Genomic DNA, 16,757 nt, shown 5'->3' with positions numbered 1-16,757 from the left:
AAAGGGTGAAGACCGGCGGCAATGGTATCCTTGCTGCAGTGCAGCATAAACAGAAGGGATCATAAATCCCGCTCTCCTGCCCACCTCTTGAACCGAGTGATGCCATGAATACTGTTCCTACGCCACAAGCGCAAGACGTCCCCGCTTTTGCCCGTCCCTCTTATTTGCCACCCTACGAAACCGTCGCCCTGGTGTTGCAAGGCGGTGGCGCCTTGGGGGCCTACCAAGCCGGTGTGTATGAAGGTTTGCTGGAAGCAGGAATTGAGCCCGACTGTTTGTCCGGCATCTCTATTGGCGCCCTGAACACCGCGATTATTGCGGGCAATCCCCCCGAGCGGCAGGTAGAGCGCTTACGAGAGTTCTGGAACACCATTTGTGAGCCCTACTATGGCTGGTCTAGCCCGGCCTGCCTGGAGCGCGCCCTGTTTGGCATTAACGATGTGATGCGCGAGGCCATCAGCGCCTTCAATGCCAGCAATGCCCTGGTCTTGGGACAGCGCGGCTTTTTTCGCCCCCGCTTTCCCCCTCCCATGCAAGCCACACCAGGCGTTCCCGAGGGAGCCAGCTATTACGACACCAGCGCACTGAAAGACACGCTGGAGCGCTTGTGTGACTTTGATCGCATCAACGACAAACGTCAGCGCATTTCGGTCGGCGCGGTCAATGTGGGCACGGGTAACTTTGTGTACTTTGACAACCATCGCACCACGCTGCGGGCCGAGCACTTCATGGCCTCGGGCGCTCTGCCCCCAGCTTTCGCCCCTGTGGAAATTGATGGGCAGTATTACTGGGACGGTGGCCTGGTCTCCAATACGCCGCTGTCTTATGTGCTGGATCAGTCCCCCCGCCGCGACACCCTGGTTTTTCAAGTGGATTTGTGGAGTGCGCGTGGCCCGGTGCCCAATAATATGGGCGAAGTCAGCGACCGCCTGAACGAAATCCGCTACTCCAGCCGTACGCGTATGGTGACCGAGGACATGCGTCATTCGCAGTACATGCGTCATATCCTGTCAGAGCTGTTGCCGTTGATCCCCGAAGAGCAACGCAAAGAACTGCTGCCTTGCCGTCTGGCCGAAGAGCTGGCCAGCAACAAACGCTACAACGTGGTGCACCTGATTTATCGCAACCAGCCCTACGAACAGCACTACAAGGACTACCAGTTTGGCCGCATGACCATGCGCGAACACTGGCGCAGTGGCCTGGATGATATTCGCCAGACGCTGATCCACCGTGACAAACTGAATATGCCTGCAAATCTGGCCGGCTTTACCACCTACGACGTACATCGCGACGAAATCGAAAAACGGCTGGCAAACAACGGCAAGTAAGCCAGCCTGTGCAGGGACTTAGCGGCGGCTCAAGACCATCGCGCCGCTAAGCACAAAGGCCGTACCCAGCAATTGCATGAGCGTAATGGGCTCATTCAGGAACCAGTTCGCCAGAAACAAGACCGAGACCGGGCCAATCAAACCCATTTGAGCACTCATGGGCGCGCCAATACGTTCCACCGCCCACATCGTCATAAAAGTTGGCAAGACCGTATTAAAGACGGCGTGGATCATGGACAGACCATAAACGGGAGCGGGCTGCACCAAACCCTGCCAGCCAAGCACGGCAAAAAAGTGGATCAGGGTATAGACCGCCGAGAAAGACATGGCATAAGCCACCAGCCGTGTAGAGCCAATCGCTTTGAGCAATTCGCCTGAGCCAATCAAGTAAATGGCATAGGAAATGGCCGAGCCCAGTACACAGAGCGCGCCCAGCAACACATCATCGCCTGTCAGGCTCAAATCCTGTATAAAGACCAGCCCTACCCCCAGATAAGCCAGCGCCAGAGCCAGCCACTGCTTAGGCAAAATCCGTCGTTTCAGAAAAACGGCGGAGAACAGCAGCACAAAGGTAGGCGACAAAAACAGAATCAGCCGCTCCAATCCTGCCGAAATATATTCAAGGCCAATGAAATCCAGCAAACTGGCCAGGTAATAACCCAGAAAGCCCAGCACCACCAGCTCCAGTTTCTGGCGGCCAGTCAGTGCGGCCAGCTTGCCCTGACGTACCTTTTTTACCTGCCATAGAGCGATGGCCAAAAAGAAAGGCAAGGACAACAACATGCGAAAACCAATAACGGTCAGGGCGTTGACATCGTATTGGTAGGTCAGCTTGGCAACCACCGCCTTGGCGGAGAAAAGAATAGAACCGCCCCCCGACAGCGCCAGCCCAATTAAAAAGGAGCTGCGTTGCGCACTGGGGCTTTGACTAACTTGCATGGGGATTCATCACTTTGCAGGGCGACATGGTTAGCGCAAGAGCTATTGGCCCCGGCGAAAAAAGAGTCAGTAAGGACAATAAGATGTCGATTCTACCCTTTGCCTTGCACTGCGGCCATGTTGTCCCTGCTCGCATTCTCCACAATGACGAAGCAGCCCCTACAGCGCACCAAAAACAGAAGGGTGTGCCTGAAGCGATATCGAACAACGGGGTTCAATCAAGGCCAAGACCTCGCCTAGCCATCCTGAAAACAGCATCAATGTGCAAACAATTTTATCGCTCCCGCCCACAAAGGCTTGCACATTTCTAAAAATACATGCTATATTCTTTTTCTCTGGTCCCCGATAGCTCAGTCGGTAGAGCGACGGACTGTTAATCCGCAGGTCCCAGGTTCGAGCCCTGGTCGGGGAGCCAAGAAAACCATCGAAATCAGCCCATCGCATTTGCTTTGGGCTGATTTTTTTGTCCCTGCAAAACGCGTCCATCCCATCACGAAGAAACGGCGTTATTAACATTTGGACAAACAAAATCCACCCACTTATAAAGGACAGCGGGACTGCATGTTGATGCAGCCCCGCTGTGGCTCTTTTCCCCTGACCTAGCCCCTGCCCGGGACGATGCCGCCGCTGCTAACGCACTACGTCGACCCGGGACTGGCAGAATCAGTCAAAAAGATCAGAAACGGTGCGTAATACCGACCGTAGCAACCGTGCTCTTCAGATCGTTGTAGTAACCGATATTGCGAGCATAGGAACCAATGGCGTACAGATTGGTGCGCTTGGATAGATTGTGCAGGTAGCCAGCACTGAACACGTGTTGAGTCTTGGCATCATCCGTGCTGCGTGGCGTCGAACGAGGGTCAGCCATGGTCCAGGAAGCCAGAACCGAACCAGCCTTCCCGGTAGGAACGGTCACACCCAAGGCATAGGAATTGACCTTCAGGTCTTTGCGCAGACCAGGGCCAAACTGTTCTGTTTGTAGCGAGCCACCGATGTAGCCGTTGCGGCTTTGACCAAAGGCAGCATGCACCGTAGCAAAACTGAATTGGTAGCTGGCGGCCAGACTCCAGGCGCTGACATTGCCGCTTTCAGCCGCAACCAGGTTGCCACCTTGCTCACGCGCCGAACCATAACGGGCCTGGTCGAAACTCAAGGCGGCTTTCAACGGACCATCGCTATAGCGCATGGCGACGCTAAAGGCTTTGACATTCGCGTCATCGCTGTTGATGGCATTGCCCGTCAAACCGCTGCGATCCCACTTTTGGGTGCCATTGGTGTTGAAGGAGTAGCCCGCACCAAACTGAAAGCCGGAAAATTCGGGGCTTTGGTAGGCGACCATATTGTCATAACGAACCGTATTGGCGGCGTTGAATGCAGCACCAACACCGTACTGGTAGCCGTTACCACCAAAGGGGCTGGCCACACCGGCAACGTACAAGGAAGTAACCGTGGTTTGACGGCCCAGGTCCACACGCCCCCAGGAATCTCCACTCAAACCGATCGTCGCTTGACGGCCAAACAAACGGCCTTGGCGCATATTGCCAGTGCTCAAATCAAAGCCGCTTTCCAGCACAAAGTTGGCTTTCAGACCGCCGCCCAGATCTTCGCTGCCCTTCAGGCCCCAACGATTACCCATCCAACCCTGGTCATACAGACCAAAACGGCTTTGTTTGACGGCGCCACCGTTCAAGTCACTTCCTTTCCACTGCTCGTAGCCCAGGCCGGTGTCCACCACGCCGTACAAGGTCACGTTCGATGCTGCGTAGGCGGGAGCCGCCAATACGGGCATCAACAAGGCTGCCAAGATAGTTTTTTTCATGTTCTCTGTTCTCTGTAAACGTCTGAATGCCGGATTTCTTGTCTTGTCCGACTCTTGATCCAGTGCTGAGACCTACCGCCTGAACGCTGATTTACCAGCGTCAAATTCCCGCACCCCTCCTGTTTCTTGAAGCAAAACGGCTCAACAGATCAACCCTGAAACGGGAACGAAAGGGGCTTGATAGTTGAAGCACATATACTGCAAGTATTTATATTTCAGACATAAACAATATTGATGTCAACAAATTGAATGCAGCGTGTTTTCTAGGTTTCATACGCATTTTCCCTAGTTTTTCACCTACAGAGAATTCAGCAAAAAACAGGCAAAGCAGGCGCAAAGCCAGTAAACAACCGGCTTGCAACCATTTGCTACAAAACAGAGCGATGGACCTTATTGACCAGACGGTATGTTTTCAAGGGAAAAATCAGGAATTACGCCTATTGCCAAATCTGCATCCAGTTTTGCGTATATGAAAATACATTTCTTATAAAATAACTCTTTACAAGCTCGATAGCTTTACCCTATAATTATTTTCTTTGCTGGTCCCCGATAGCTCAGTCGGTAGAGCGACGGACTGTTAATCCGCAGGTCCCAGGTTCGAGCCCTGGTCGGGGAGCCAAAAATACCAAAGCCCAGCGACGCAAGTCGCTGGGCTTTTCTACGTCTGCTGCCATGAAAAAGCCTCTTGATTACGCAAGAGGCTTTGCCGGCCAGATCACGATCCTGGATCGCCTACGTTGCTCCTGCGGGCGTGATGCGGATCTCTATGGAACAAAGTTCTGCACATCCAGCCGGTCCTTGGCCAGCAAATCAACACGCTCGCCATTCATCACCGCCGTCGCCCCCGTCACCTCCACTCGCAAATTCTGATCGCAAGCGATTTCGTTATGCCAATACGCAGTGGCATAACGATCGACACTGGAACTGCCAACATCGTCCACCTCGATCACATCTTCAGCCACCAGCTTATTGTTTTTCTTGCTCAGCGCCTGAACAGGCTCCATTAGGGAATCAAACGTAGCGTTCGCAGCGCCCATCCCCTGATTCGCAAATACCGTATCGGAATGCCACATTTGAACCGCCTGCGCCTGACTAACCTTCAAACCCTCAGCAGCATGGCCCCTGCGGCCAGCTTCACGCTTTTACAAGAATCCACATTGCCCTCTCTTTTACAATAGGGATCCCAGCGCTTTTCTACACAAAAAGAGAATGATCGCTGCATTTGCACCATACGCTTGCACCAGCATCCTGTGTGCAACACTCAAGAATTTCACTCCACAGACAGCGTAACTGGCGATAATGCACCATCCAACATTGTGTTCCGGCTTTTCTCGCCAGAACCTGCCGATTATTTCGCTGTTCGCACTTTTATATGCTTGATACTCTTTTCCCCTTTTTAGGGGGGCTTGGTCTGTTCCTGATTGGCATGATGCTGCTGTCCGAAGGGCTGGTGGCTTTTGCAGGCGGCTCTCTCAAGCAGATTCTGCTGGCGTTTACCGGCAGACCTATCAAGGCCTTTGCCTCAGGCGCGCTGATTACCGCCCTGGCACAATCCTCTACCGCCACCACCGTCACCCTGATCGGCTTTGTTAGTGCAGGACTGATCTCGTTTACACAAGCCATTGGCGTGGTCATCGGTGCCAGTCTGGGTAATACCGCGACCGGCTGGATCGTCTCCGGCCTGGGACTAAAAGTGGATCTGGGCTTTTACACCCTGCCACTCCTTGGTTTGGGTGCCCTGCTCAAACTGCTGGCCCCCGGTCGCTACAAAGAACTTGGCCGTGCGCTGGCGGGTTTTGGCATCCTGTTTCTGGGGCTGAGCATGTTGCAAGACGGCATGCAAGGGCTGGCCGCCAGTTTCAGCCTGGCTCATCTGCCTACGCAGGGCTATGGTGCTCATTTTCTGATCATGTTGACCGGCCTGGCCCTGACTGCCGTGCTGCAATCGTCGACAGCCGCTATTGCCATGACCTTGACCGCTCTGGATGCCGGGGCCGTCAGCTTTGACCAGGCCGCCGCCGTTGTCGTGGGTGCCTCCATCGGCACCACCCTGACCGGAATATTGGTCGCCATCGGTGGCACTATCTACGCCAAGCGCACGGCCATCGCCTACATCCTGTTCAACGTCATTGCCGGTCTATTGGGGCTGCTGATCCTTCCTGTGTTTCTCAAGGCCATGCACGCCACCGGTTCCTATATCAACATCCCGCCCGGCGCAGTCGGATTGGCCGCATTTCACAGCTTGTTCATCAGCATCGGCGCCGCCTTGTGCCTGCCCTTTACGCAACAATTTGCCCGTTGGGTGCAAAGACTGGTGCCAGATCGCTCGGCCCGTCCCCAGCACCACCTGGACGACAGCTTGCTACAAGTACCGGCTCTTGCTCTGGAAACCACCCAACGCACCTTGGAGGAGCTGGCGCAGCGTCTACTGAACCTGTATCAGCACACCCTGAACATGAGCCGCCCCAACACCGCTACCGCCGACTTACAACAAATCGAAACCGTGCTGGATCAAGCCTACGAATTTGTACTGCGTATCCCCAGCGCAGCGGATGATCCTGCCGTGGCCACCCGCATCAGTGCCCTCTTGCACACCATTGACCACATGCATCGCCTGCGCAGCCGCTTGCAAAACCCTCCCAACGGCGATCTGCACGATAGTCGCTATCAGCAAGCCCAAACCCTGGCCACCGAACTCAATACCCTGGCCCAGGCAAGCCTGCACGGGCAAGCCCCTGCCGATTGGCTCGAGCAGATACAAGTCAAGGCCCATGCCCTGACTGAACGCTTGAGCACCATTCGCGGCCAGCTTCTGGCCGCTCCGCAAGGCCATGACGACGCCTCCCGTACCCTGCGTATCACCGATACCCACCGCTGGTTCGAACGCAGCAGCCAGCATGTCTGGCGCAGCAGCTATTACTTGAATCTGGCCCGCCAAACGGAACTGTGAGCCACAACGCCCCGGTTCCACCAAGGTGACGCCGCTACCCGCAGGCAGACATGCTCCCACCTGACGATTCATACCTAAAGCAGCTATTGCAGCCCTCCTGCGTGGCAAGACTCATATAACAAGAATATGAAAGAGCCTTTGTTCCAAGACTGACCAGAACCCTGCAAACAGATACCAAGATTCACTCCCGTCGTCAGGATTCCCCTTACAATCGGCTCAAATTCACGCTAATGGAAAAACTCCATGTCCACCCGGCCAAATTTACAATTCCGTACTTTTTTGCTTTTACTGGCCGCGGTCTCCGCTGCCTTTGTATGGATACTTCTTCCCTTTTACGGCGCCATATTCTGGGGTGCCGTTCTGGCTATTTTGTTTATTCCTTTGCAACGCAAGCTGCTGGCTAAAACAAAAGGCCGGCGTTCGCTGTCTGCCCTGATCAGTTTGCTGGTTATTGTGTTGATCGTCATTATTCCGGTCATCCTGATCTCCATGTCATTGGTTCAACAAATCGCCTCTCTGTACGAGTTGATGAATAGCGGCCAATTGAACCCTGGTGCCTATTTGCAAAAGATCCTCAATGCCCTGCCTCCAAGTGTGCATGACTTTGCCGCCCGTTTCGGCCTACATGACACCGCATCCCTGCAAGAGAAGTTTTCCCAGTTTGCCGTACAAGGTGGCCAGTTCCTGACCAAACAAGCCCTGAACGTAGGCCAGAACACCTTCCAGTTCCTGGTCAGCCTGGGCATCATGCTGTACATGCTGTTTTTCCTGCTGCGCGATGGCGTGGAGCTGGGTCGTCACTACCGCCAACTGATTCCCTTGAGCGAGAACCAGAAAACCCATCTGTTTCGCAAATTCACCACCGTGGTGCGTGCCACCGTCAAAGGCAATATTGCTGTGGCTGCCACTCAAGGGGCGCTGGGCGGGATCATGTTCTGGTTCCTGGACATTCAGGGCGCCTTGTTCTGGGGTGTCCTGATGGCCGTCCTGTCCTTGTTGCCCGCTGTAGGTGCCTCGCTGATCTGGGCTCCCGTCGCCATCTATTTCTTTGTCGCGGGTCACTACGTCCCCGGCATTATCCTGACGGCCTTCGGTATTTTGGTCATTGGCCTGGTCGATAACCTGCTGCGCCCCTTGTTGGTGGGTAAAGACACCAAAATCCCGGACTACGTGATTCTGATCTCCACCCTGGGCGGTTTGTCGATTTTCGGCCTGAACGGCTTTGTGATCGGCCCGCTGATCGCCGCCATGTTCATTGCCTGCTGGGATCTGTTCCCCTCGGCGGTCAGCGCCCGCGTTGAAGCTGAAGAACAGGAAAATCACAGTAACTAAGCCCCAAGCACCCAGCCCAAGACATCCGCTGCTCTGGCCGGTTTATCAGATGAGATAACGTGTTGTCTGGATGTATAAAAAAGGGGCTGGTTCTACCTTCTCAGGCGGAACCAGCCCCTTTACCTTTGCAGCAGATTTACACCACGACCACTGGCAAAAACAAAATCCAGATATTGACCGCCACGGCCAGGAACCACACCAGCGAACGCAAGCTGGCCTTGTCCATGATGTACATCAGCAGATACAACACACGCAGCGCGATCCAGACCATCATCAGGTTTTGCACGCGCAAGGCATCCGCCCCCGACCACAAGGCCAACAACACCGCCGCATAAAAGAACGGCAGTGCCTCAAACGCATTGGCCTGCGCCGCATTGGCCCGAGAGCGCCAGCCCGACAAACTGGCCAGCCACGGACGAGGTTCGTGATTCGTAAAACCCGCCGCACCGGCTTTAGCACAAATCGCTGCCAACCAAGGCAAGAAAGCCGCTACTACCAAACTGATCTTGATCCCCAGCATCACCGTCCCCTTAACAGGCTGAAAACGCCCAACATAGCACGCTACGCCGCAAATGCGCGCGCAGAATTTACAAACTCAAAAAAAACAGGATATACTTACTGTCTTAGGTTAGCCGATGTAGCTCAGTCGGTAGAGCAGCTCATTCGTAATGAGAAGGTCGAGGGTTCGATTCCTTTCATCGGCACCAGCTAATCTAAAACCATTGAAATAAAATAATCAATAGTCATCAAATCAATGGTTTAGCTTTCTCAGCGCAGAAGCATTTGATCGCCTAGCTTCAACTATTCCACATAGACGGCCCCCAAAAAGCCCCACGGCAGGCCCCACGAAAATAGGCGCATGACAAAACAGGCGGGCAACCATCGCGGTCCAGCCCAGAAGCCGTCGGCATCTTTCAACTTGCCAACACACCATCGCCAGACTGAGCACAAAAAAATAAACCCCAGACTCCAAAACCGGGGCTTATCAATCTCCAAAGGCCGCATCAATGGCTTTTGTACAGCCTCACGGCCCAACAACTTGGCTGAGATACTCCGGAATAACCCAAGCGCCCCCCGCTCGAATCAGTGCGCAGCGCCCCGTGTCGCCGCGTTCACTTGCAACAAACTCGGCTCCATCCCAGACCGATGCTTCATAACTCCAGCAATCGCCCAACCCACGGCCCTTCATGCTGGACGAAATGGTTCCATTATCGTAGTCAGTGGCACTGGTACTGACTAATACTGGAGCAGACTGCATAGTGTTATCGATCACAAAATAGGCTGCCCCAGCGTTGTAAGCCGCTAGCCAGCAAGGCGCGCCAACCAGGGAGAACTGCTGATTCAGTCGTGCAATTTCCCATGGCTCGGACAGTATGTCTGCGCTGCAGGATGGCTCTTGGTCAGCGGCTAGCACCTTCAAAAGCACAGGCCTGATCAAGGCGTCCTCTTGCGCTGTCATCGGGCGCAGGCTTTTATCCACTACCGGGGCACGGTTGATAACTGGCGCAGCAATAGGCGCCTTTACCGAAGACTCACTGCCTTTTCCTTTACGCAAAATAGCGCCTGGGGTATTTACCCGCCCTTGAACATCGTCCATTTTCAACAAGACCGCACTTGAACCGGCTCCCGAGAACGCATAGGTGCTGCCATTCTCACGAAAGGAGATTGCCTGATCTTTTTGCAAGGCTGTCAAAAACAGGGCTAACTGTGCCTCGTTCATTTGCCATGCCTCGTCACTCGCAAAACTCAGTGGACCTGCTTTACGGCCCGCAATAACAAGTTCTGGTGCTGAGCCTTTTTGCCACTTGGCATCACTATAGTGGGCAAGCATGACTCTATTGGCCACCGGCTCTCCACTGCCCGCTTTACGAGCCAATAAAACCGTTGAACCGGACTCTTCACCATCAGCAGCGTAACCGGCAGCACGGCAAGTTAGCGTGTTATCGCAGCTCAGGTCCCAGTCCTTATGAGAAAACGAGACTGACGCAGCATGAGCCGCTGCACCTCCCATACAGAGTACGAGCGATATAGCGACTGTTCGTACTGAAAAAAATGCACTGCGATCTTGTTTCTGCCCGCTCATTTCCTCTCCTCCCTAAGGCCTTGTCTGGATACACAGCACATGTTACGTCGCCACGGTGCCAAATGCGTTTTCCCAAGCCTATTTCCGAAAACCACATTAAACGTCCGACCGCGTGTGTGCGTGACATTATTCTGTTCTATCGCCCTCTTGGCAAAGCTTGGCGCTATCTGGCTGAGCTGCGGACGCCTGGTTCACCCTGTTGCCGTTTGTGCTCTGGCAAACCCTTTGCATCGAATGCCAACAAAAAAACATGAAATGTCTATCAAGCGATAGATAATCAAACCTCATTCACGTCGAGTACATTCTGATGCGCAAATACCTGAATCCCATTGCAATTGGCTTGCTCAGTCTCCTTGCCGTTGCCAGCCACGCGGCTTCTACCGACTTTTCCGTCACCACTGAAGATCTTAAAAAACTGCGCTCGACTTCCGCCATGCCAGGCCAAGCGAGTCCTTCGCCAAGCACGCCCAGAGTTCCAGCCCAGGACTCGGAGTTCAGCAGAAACTTCCAAAAGGCACTGAACAATGAGGAAAAAGCACGCCAGGCGGCTCGCGAGCAGCAACTGGAGCGCAACCGCCTGCCTCAGCTTGAACAGAACAGGAACCCGGCCAATCGCTTCGGCCCGCCCGACAACAAGAAAGAAGACATGGGGATTTATTTTGATGCTGAGGGCACCGCTGCGACCTCTTGCCGAAAGGACGAGCTAGGAAAGACTCGTTGCAAAGTGCGTGAACTGCGTTAGAAACCTAGCCTCAGGCGTACCGTCCGCGCGCTATTTTCAGGAACGAAACGTCATGGCTTATCGGCACGCATCAGGCCAGCCAGCGATATAAGGCCGGACCCTGCGGCTCTCACCACGGCTGCGCCGCACCATGCCAAAGTATCGAACATACCGTGTGCTGGCCCAGGCAGACAGGGCCTTAAGCTCATCCGCTCACCGTGCAAAAGGAAAAGACACACGTCCAACTCGAAGACAGAACACCTAAAATTGATTCGGCTACTCAAACAGTACTGTTCGCATAAAAACGCATAGCTGCTAGTACATATTCGATGTATTTGCCTGCTGATTTTTTCACGACAATACGCCAAACAGCGAGTAACACAGCAACATCTTGGTGGAGAAAAAAATGCGAACTCAAGTAGCTATTATCGGAGCGGGCCCGTCCGGTTTGCTGCTGGGACAGATTCTGTCCCGAAACGGTATCGACAACATCATTCTTGAACGTCAAACGGGAGACTACGTTCTGGGCCGCATTCGGGCCGGCGTGCTGGAAAGCGTCACCGTCGATGCCCTGGAGCAGGCCGGTGTCACCGATAATCTGAAAAAGAACGGTCTAGTACACAATGGCTGTGAACTGGTGTTTGGCGACACCTCGTTTCGAGTCGATTTTGAAAAACTGGTCAATCGCCATGTCGTGGTCTATGGCCAGACCGAAGTCACCCGCGACTTGATGCAGGCACGTGAAAAGATCGGCGCAACAACCGTCTATGAAGCCCAAGAGGTGGCCTTGCATGAAGTAGAAAGCAGCCACCCTTATGTCACCTATAAGCACGAAGGGCAGACACACCGTCTGGACTGTGACTTCATCGTCGGTTGTGACGGCTTTCATGGTGTATCGCGTCCCGCCATTCCGGCCGATATCCTGAAAACCTACGAGTGTGTGTATCCCTTTGGCTGGTTGGGCCTGATGGCTGACACCCCACCGGTCTCGGACGAACTGATCTATGTAAAGCATGAGCGCGGCTTTGTACTGTGCAGCCAACGCTCCAAAACACGCAGCCGCTACTATCTTCAGGTGCCCTTGAGCGACAAGGTAGAAGACTGGTCCGATGAGCGTTTCTGGGACGAACTACGCACCCGTCTGGGGCCTGAACGTTCTGCCAACCTGGTCACCGGCCCCAGCATTGAAAAAAGCATTGCCCCTTTACGCAGCTTCGTGACCGAACCCATGCGCCATCACAACCTGTTCCTGGCAGGTGATGCGGCCCATATTGTTCCTCCCACCGGCGCCAAAGGCCTGAATCTGGCCGCCAGTGATGTCTTGTACCTCTCGGAGGCGCTGCTGGACTTCTACCAGAACCAGTGTCGCGACAAAATAGAGAGCTACTCGGATCGTTGTCTGAAACGCATCTGGGGCGCGGAGCGGTTCTCCTGGTACATGACCCGGATGATGCACACCTTCCCGGACATGAATCACTGGGATCACAAACTTCAGGCAGCAGAATTTAACCAACTGATGAACTCCGAGCACGGCGCCCGCCTGCTTGCCGAGAACTACGTTGGTCTTCCCTACTAACAAAAAACATCAAAATCAATCGTAACCAGGAGACGGATATGGCTTACCACAGGCCAGCAATACAAGGCTTCACTTGCCACGCTCTCAGAACGGCTCGCTTGCTGACATTGGCGGGCCTGGGAAGCTTGTGTTTGTCGACAGGCGCTGCCGCCGAACAAGCAAAGACACTGGGGCAGAAAACCTACGAAAAAACCTGTATTTACTGTCACGAAGCAGGAATCGGCCCGGAACTGAAAGGCCGGCAGCTTCCGCCCGAGTTCTTTGCCATTATTGTGCGCAGCGGCCTAAGAGCCATGCCTGCCTTTCCGCAGACCCATATCAGCGATGCCACCCTCAAGGAGCTAGGTCAGTATCTGTCCACCTCCCCGGCCCGGGTGCCCGCCAGCGCGACCAGCAAATAAGGAGCCTGGCATGAACAGTCAACGTCGTCAGGTTCTCAAAGGCATGGTACTGACAGGATCGGCCCTGGGCAGCCTGAGTTCATCCGTCACTACCTGGGCAACCCCTGTACAGCAAGAGCCGCCCCTGCATGTCATCCTTACTCCGGGCCAATGCGCGTCGGCATTTCTCAGCGGCGTAAAGGCGTACCAGCCCGCGTCAGCCCCCCAGGTGCTGTACACCAGCACCGACTTGTCCTTTCTGCGCCAATGGCAAACCCTGCTAGAGCAGACAGGGCCTAAAAAAATCCTGGGGCTGGTCGATGATGCCAGCGCCACCATTGTGATCGATCTGCTGCGCAGCGCTCAGGGCCGTCTGCATTGGCAGGCCCACCACGCACAGCTCAGCACCCGGGACAGCCAAGGTCTGGGCGCTGCCTTGGCCGGGGCCGCACCCATACAATCTGCCATTCAAAACACACACTACGTAAACGGCCATCACGTGTCGTTCATGCTCGAAATTTAAGGAGGGGGTCGTGCAAAACAACAAACAAATGGTGCTACCCAAAGGGGTAGATCAGTCCCAGTTTCAACAGGCGCTGACCCAGTTCCAGACCTTGTTGGGCAAGGAAAATGTCCTGCTGGAGTCGGCACAGATTCAGCCCTACACCAAAATCATGATGTCGGTCTCCGAAGAGGCGCATACGCCCTCGGCGGTGCTGTCGGCCACCACCGTGGAGCAGGTACAGCAGATCGTCAAGATCTGCAACGAATACAAGATCCCTATCTGGACCATTTCCACTGGGCGCAACTTCGGTTATGGCTCGGCCGCGCCCGGACAACGGGGCCAGGTGGTGCTGGATCTGAAAAAAATGAACAAGATCCTCCATGTGGACCCTGATCTGTGCACCGCTTTGGTCGAACCCGGGGTGACGTATCAGCAGCTCTACGACTATCTGGAGGACAACAATATTCCTCTCATGCTGTCCTTTTCTGCGCCCTCGGCCATTGCCGGCCCGTTGGGCAATACGATGGATCGTGGCGTGGGCTATACCCCGTACGGCGAACACTTCATGATGCAATGCGGCATGGAGCTGGTGCTGGCCGACGGTCAGGTATTGCGTACCGGCATGGGCAGTGTTCCGGGCGACAAGGCCTGGCAGGTTTTCAAATGGGGATACGGTCCCACTCTGGACGGGATGTTTACCCAGGCCAATTACGGCATCTGCACCAAAATGGGGTTTTGGCTCATGCCCAAACCTCCGGTCTATAAACCCTTTGAAATCAAGTTCGAGCAAGAGGCCGATATTGCCGATATCGTGGAGATGATTCGCCCCTTGCGCATTGCCCAGGTCATCCCCAACTCGGTGGTTATTGCCAATATTCTGTGGGAAGCCGCTACCTGCAATACGCGGCGCAGCGACTACCTGAGTGAACCGGGCGCCACCCCGGACAGCGTTCTGAAGCAAATCCAGAAAGACAAGAACCTGGGAGCCTGGAACGTCTACGCCGCCCTGTACGGTACACAAGAGCAAGTGGATGTGAACTGGAAAATTGTCCAGGAAGCAGTCAAGAAAATGGGTAAAGGCACGTTGGTGACCCAGGAAGAGGCGGGCGATACACAACCCTTCAAATACCGCGCCGAACTGATGTCGGGCGTGCCCAACTTGCAGGAATTTGGCTTGTACAACTGGCGCGGAGGCGGTGGCTCCATGTGGTTCGCCCCCGTCAGCCAGGCCCGTGGCAGCGAATGCGACAAACAAAAAACACTGGCCAAGACCATTTTGAACAAGCACGGGCTCGATTACGTCGGTGAGTTCATTGTGGGCTGGCGAGACATGCACCATGTCATCGATGTGCTTTACGATCGCAGCAATCCACAAGAGACGGCACGGGCCGATGCCTGCTTTAATGAACTGCTCGATGAGTTCGAGAAAGAAGGGTATGCCGTGTATCGGGTCAATACACGCTTTCAGGAGCGGGTCGCCCAATCATACGGAACGGTGAAACGCCAGGTCGAACACGCGATCAAGCGCGCCCTGGATCCGAACAATATCCTGGCACCGGGCAAATCCGGCATTGACCTGAACAACCCGTTTTAACTTTGCCTATCTATCCGCAGCATTGCAGGAGACATAATGAACACCAGTCAACTACTGATCAATGGCCAGCTTCGTGAGGCCAGTGGTCAACAGACATTTACGCGTCAGAATCCCGTTACCGGCCAAACCGCGACCGTCGCGGCGGCCGCCCAGCCCGATGATGTACAAGCCGCGCTGCAGGCCGCCGAGCAAGCCTTTGTGCACTGGTCAGCCCTGGGCCCCACCGAGCGCCGCCTGCGCCTGCTCAAAGCGGCGGACCTCATGGACGAGCGCGCAGCCGAGTTCATCGCCACGGTCCGTCAGGAAACAGGTTCGACCGACTCCTGGTATGGTTTCAACGTACATTTGTCGGCCAACATCTTGCGTGAAGCCGCTGCCATGACCACGCAGATTGACGGCTCCATCATCCCCTCGGATCTGCCCGGCAGCCTGTCCATGGCCTATCGCGTTCCCTGCGGCGTGGTCGTGAGTATCGCTCCCTGGAATGCACCCGTGATTCTTGCCACCCGTGCCATGGCCATGCCCCTGGCCTGCGGCAACACCGTCATCCTGAAAGCCTCCGAACAGTGTCCGGCCACGCATGTTCTGCTGGGACAAGTGCTCAATGACGCGGGCGTCGGAGCCGGCGTGATCAACGTCATTACCCACGCTCCCGAAGATGCGCCTGCCGTCGTCGAGCAGCTCATTGCCCACCCGGCCGTCAAACGCATCAACTTCACCGGCTCCACCAAGGTCGGCAAGATCATCGCCGCCACCGCCGCCAAATACCTCAAACCCGTCCTGCTGGAACTGGGTGGCAAGGCACCGGTTATTGTGTGCGAAGACGCCGACCTGGAGCAGGCCGTTGCCGGCGTAGCCTTTGGCGCCTACTTCAACCAGGGCCAGATCTGCATGTCAACCGAGCGTTTGATTGTGCATGAGTCGATTGCCTCGTCCTTTCTGGAAAAACTGGTCGCCAAGATCAAGACCATTCCGGTTGGCTCACCCGATCAGGCAGACACGCGCTTTGCCTATCTGGAAAGTGCCCAGTCTGCCCAGCGCATCAAAGCCCTGGTAGAGGACGCCGTTGCCAAAGGTGCCACCTTGCCGCTCCCCCTGAACATCGAGGGCGCCCTGATGCATCCGCTGATCGTCAATGACGTCACCCCCGACATGCAGCTCTATGCCACGGAATCCTTTGGCCCGGTCGTCACCATGACCCGCTATCACGAGGACAGCGAGGCAATCCGCTTGGCCAACGATAGCGAATATGGCTTGGCGGCAGCGGTATTCACCCAGAATGTGAACCGTGGCCTGAGTATTGCCAAACAGATACAAAGCGGTATTTGCCACATCAATGGCCCCACCGTCCATGATGAGGCCCAAGCCCCGTTTGGCGGCATGAAAGCCAGCGGTTATGGCCGCTTTGGCAGCAAATCCGCCATCAATGAGTTCACCGAACTGCGCTGGATTACCGTCCAGACGACCCCCCGCCAGTATCCTTTATAAATCTGGCCTGCAGGCCCGGGCGCAGGATCGGTCCCGGGCCGA

General features: G+C 55.1%; 14 protein-coding genes and 3 tRNA genes. 12 read left to right on the top strand and 5 right to left on the bottom strand.

Annotated elements, in window-relative coordinates; all coding sequences use genetic code 11:
• Window positions 1–104 precede the first annotated feature (104 nt).
• A complete protein-coding gene (locus tag OKX01_RS05825; RefSeq protein WP_094196075.1) occupies window positions 105–1,328 on the top strand; it encodes a patatin-like phospholipase family protein in 1,224 nt (407 codons plus the stop codon).
• Window positions 1,329–1,346: 18 nt separating this feature from the next.
• On the opposite strand, the gene OKX01_RS05820 is transcribed toward OKX01_RS05825, so the two are convergent.
• Complete coding sequence (locus OKX01_RS05820) at window positions 1,347–2,267, bottom strand: DMT family transporter (protein WP_094196074.1); 921 nt, start codon at window positions 2,265–2,267, stop codon at window positions 1,347–1,349.
• Between the two features lie 339 nt (window positions 2,268–2,606).
• On the opposite strand from OKX01_RS05820, the gene OKX01_RS05815 reads away from it, so the two are divergent.
• Window positions 2,607–2,682: transfer RNA gene (locus OKX01_RS05815), tRNA-Asn, on the top strand.
• A 261-nt stretch (window positions 2,683–2,943) separates the two neighbouring features.
• Here the strand turns inward: OKX01_RS05815 and OKX01_RS05810 are convergent.
• A complete protein-coding gene (locus tag OKX01_RS05810; RefSeq protein ID WP_094196073.1) occupies window positions 2,944–4,086 on the bottom strand; it encodes a porin in 1,143 nt (380 codons plus the stop codon).
• Window positions 4,087–4,629: 543 nt separating this feature from the next.
• Here OKX01_RS05810 and OKX01_RS05805 point away from each other — a divergent pair.
• Window positions 4,630–4,705: transfer RNA gene (locus OKX01_RS05805), tRNA-Asn, on the top strand.
• A gap of 145 nt (window positions 4,706–4,850) precedes the next feature.
• Here OKX01_RS05805 and OKX01_RS05800 read toward each other — a convergent pair.
• Window positions 4,851–5,159: an IrmA family protein gene (locus OKX01_RS05800; RefSeq protein ID WP_264672597.1), complete on the bottom strand. Its 309-nt coding sequence runs from the start codon at window positions 5,157–5,159 to the stop codon at window positions 4,851–4,853.
• Window positions 5,160–5,458: 299 nt separating this feature from the next.
• On the opposite strand from OKX01_RS05800, the gene OKX01_RS05795 reads away from it, so the two are divergent.
• Both OKX01_RS05795 and OKX01_RS05790 read left to right on the top strand, forming a co-directional pair.
• Entirely contained in the window at window positions 5,459–7,036 is a 1,578-nt protein-coding gene (locus OKX01_RS05795; RefSeq protein ID WP_199827862.1) for a Na/Pi cotransporter family protein, read from the top strand.
• A 243-nt stretch (window positions 7,037–7,279) separates the two neighbouring features.
• Entirely contained in the window at window positions 7,280–8,368 is a 1,089-nt protein-coding gene (locus OKX01_RS05790; protein WP_108727120.1) for an AI-2E family transporter, read from the top strand.
• A 136-nt stretch (window positions 8,369–8,504) separates the two neighbouring features.
• Here the strand turns inward: OKX01_RS05790 and OKX01_RS05785 are convergent, their stop codons facing one another.
• A complete protein-coding gene (locus tag OKX01_RS05785) occupies window positions 8,505–8,888 on the bottom strand; it encodes an MAPEG family protein (protein ID WP_094196070.1) in 384 nt (127 codons plus the stop codon).
• Window positions 8,889–8,999: 111 nt separating this feature from the next.
• Between OKX01_RS05785 and OKX01_RS05780 the strand changes: the two genes are divergently transcribed.
• Window positions 9,000–9,075: transfer RNA gene (locus OKX01_RS05780), tRNA-Thr, on the top strand.
• A gap of 317 nt (window positions 9,076–9,392) precedes the next feature.
• On the opposite strand, the gene OKX01_RS05775 is transcribed toward OKX01_RS05780, so the two are convergent.
• Complete coding sequence (locus OKX01_RS05775; protein WP_264672596.1) at window positions 9,393–10,451, bottom strand: DUF1176 domain-containing protein; 1,059 nt, start codon at window positions 10,449–10,451, stop codon at window positions 9,393–9,395.
• A gap of 307 nt (window positions 10,452–10,758) precedes the next feature.
• Here OKX01_RS05775 and OKX01_RS05770 point away from each other — a divergent pair, with 307 nt between their 5' ends.
• The 6 genes from OKX01_RS05770 to OKX01_RS05745 all read left to right on the top strand — a co-directional run bounded on the left by OKX01_RS05770 (window position 10,759) and on the right by OKX01_RS05745 (window position 16,715).
• Window positions 10,759–11,193 carry a hypothetical protein gene (locus tag OKX01_RS05770; protein WP_108727119.1) on the top strand — a complete coding sequence of 145 codons (435 nt, stop codon included), beginning with the start codon at window positions 10,759–10,761 and terminating at the stop codon, window positions 11,191–11,193.
• Window positions 11,194–11,578: 385 nt separating this feature from the next.
• Window positions 11,579–12,748 carry a 4-hydroxybenzoate 3-monooxygenase gene (pobA, locus tag OKX01_RS05765; RefSeq protein ID WP_094196067.1) on the top strand — a complete coding sequence of 390 codons (1,170 nt, stop codon included), beginning with the start codon at window positions 11,579–11,581 and terminating at the stop codon, window positions 12,746–12,748.
• A 38-nt stretch (window positions 12,749–12,786) separates the two neighbouring features.
• Window positions 12,787–13,149: a c-type cytochrome gene (locus OKX01_RS05760; protein WP_125277744.1), complete on the top strand. Its 363-nt coding sequence runs from the start codon at window positions 12,787–12,789 to the stop codon at window positions 13,147–13,149.
• A gap of 10 nt (window positions 13,150–13,159) precedes the next feature.
• On the top strand, window positions 13,160–13,651 hold the full coding sequence (locus OKX01_RS05755) for a hypothetical protein (RefSeq protein WP_264672595.1): 492 nt from the start codon (window positions 13,160–13,162) through the stop codon (window positions 13,649–13,651).
• A gap of 10 nt (window positions 13,652–13,661) precedes the next feature.
• Entirely contained in the window at window positions 13,662–15,227 is a 1,566-nt protein-coding gene (locus OKX01_RS05750) for an FAD-binding oxidoreductase (RefSeq protein ID WP_234354390.1), read from the top strand.
• Between the two features lie 36 nt (window positions 15,228–15,263).
• Window positions 15,264–16,715, top strand: coding sequence for an aldehyde dehydrogenase (locus tag OKX01_RS05745; protein ID WP_094196064.1), 1,452 nt, complete (start codon window positions 15,264–15,266; stop codon window positions 16,713–16,715).
• The last annotated feature ends 42 nt before the right edge of the window (window positions 16,716–16,757 follow it).

Source organism: Alcaligenes sp. SMD-FA, from assembly GCF_025960365.1.
Taxonomy (GTDB): domain Bacteria; phylum Pseudomonadota; class Gammaproteobacteria; order Burkholderiales; family Burkholderiaceae_B; genus Alcaligenes; species Alcaligenes aquatilis.
This window is presented reverse-complemented; position numbering and strand designations above follow the sequence as displayed.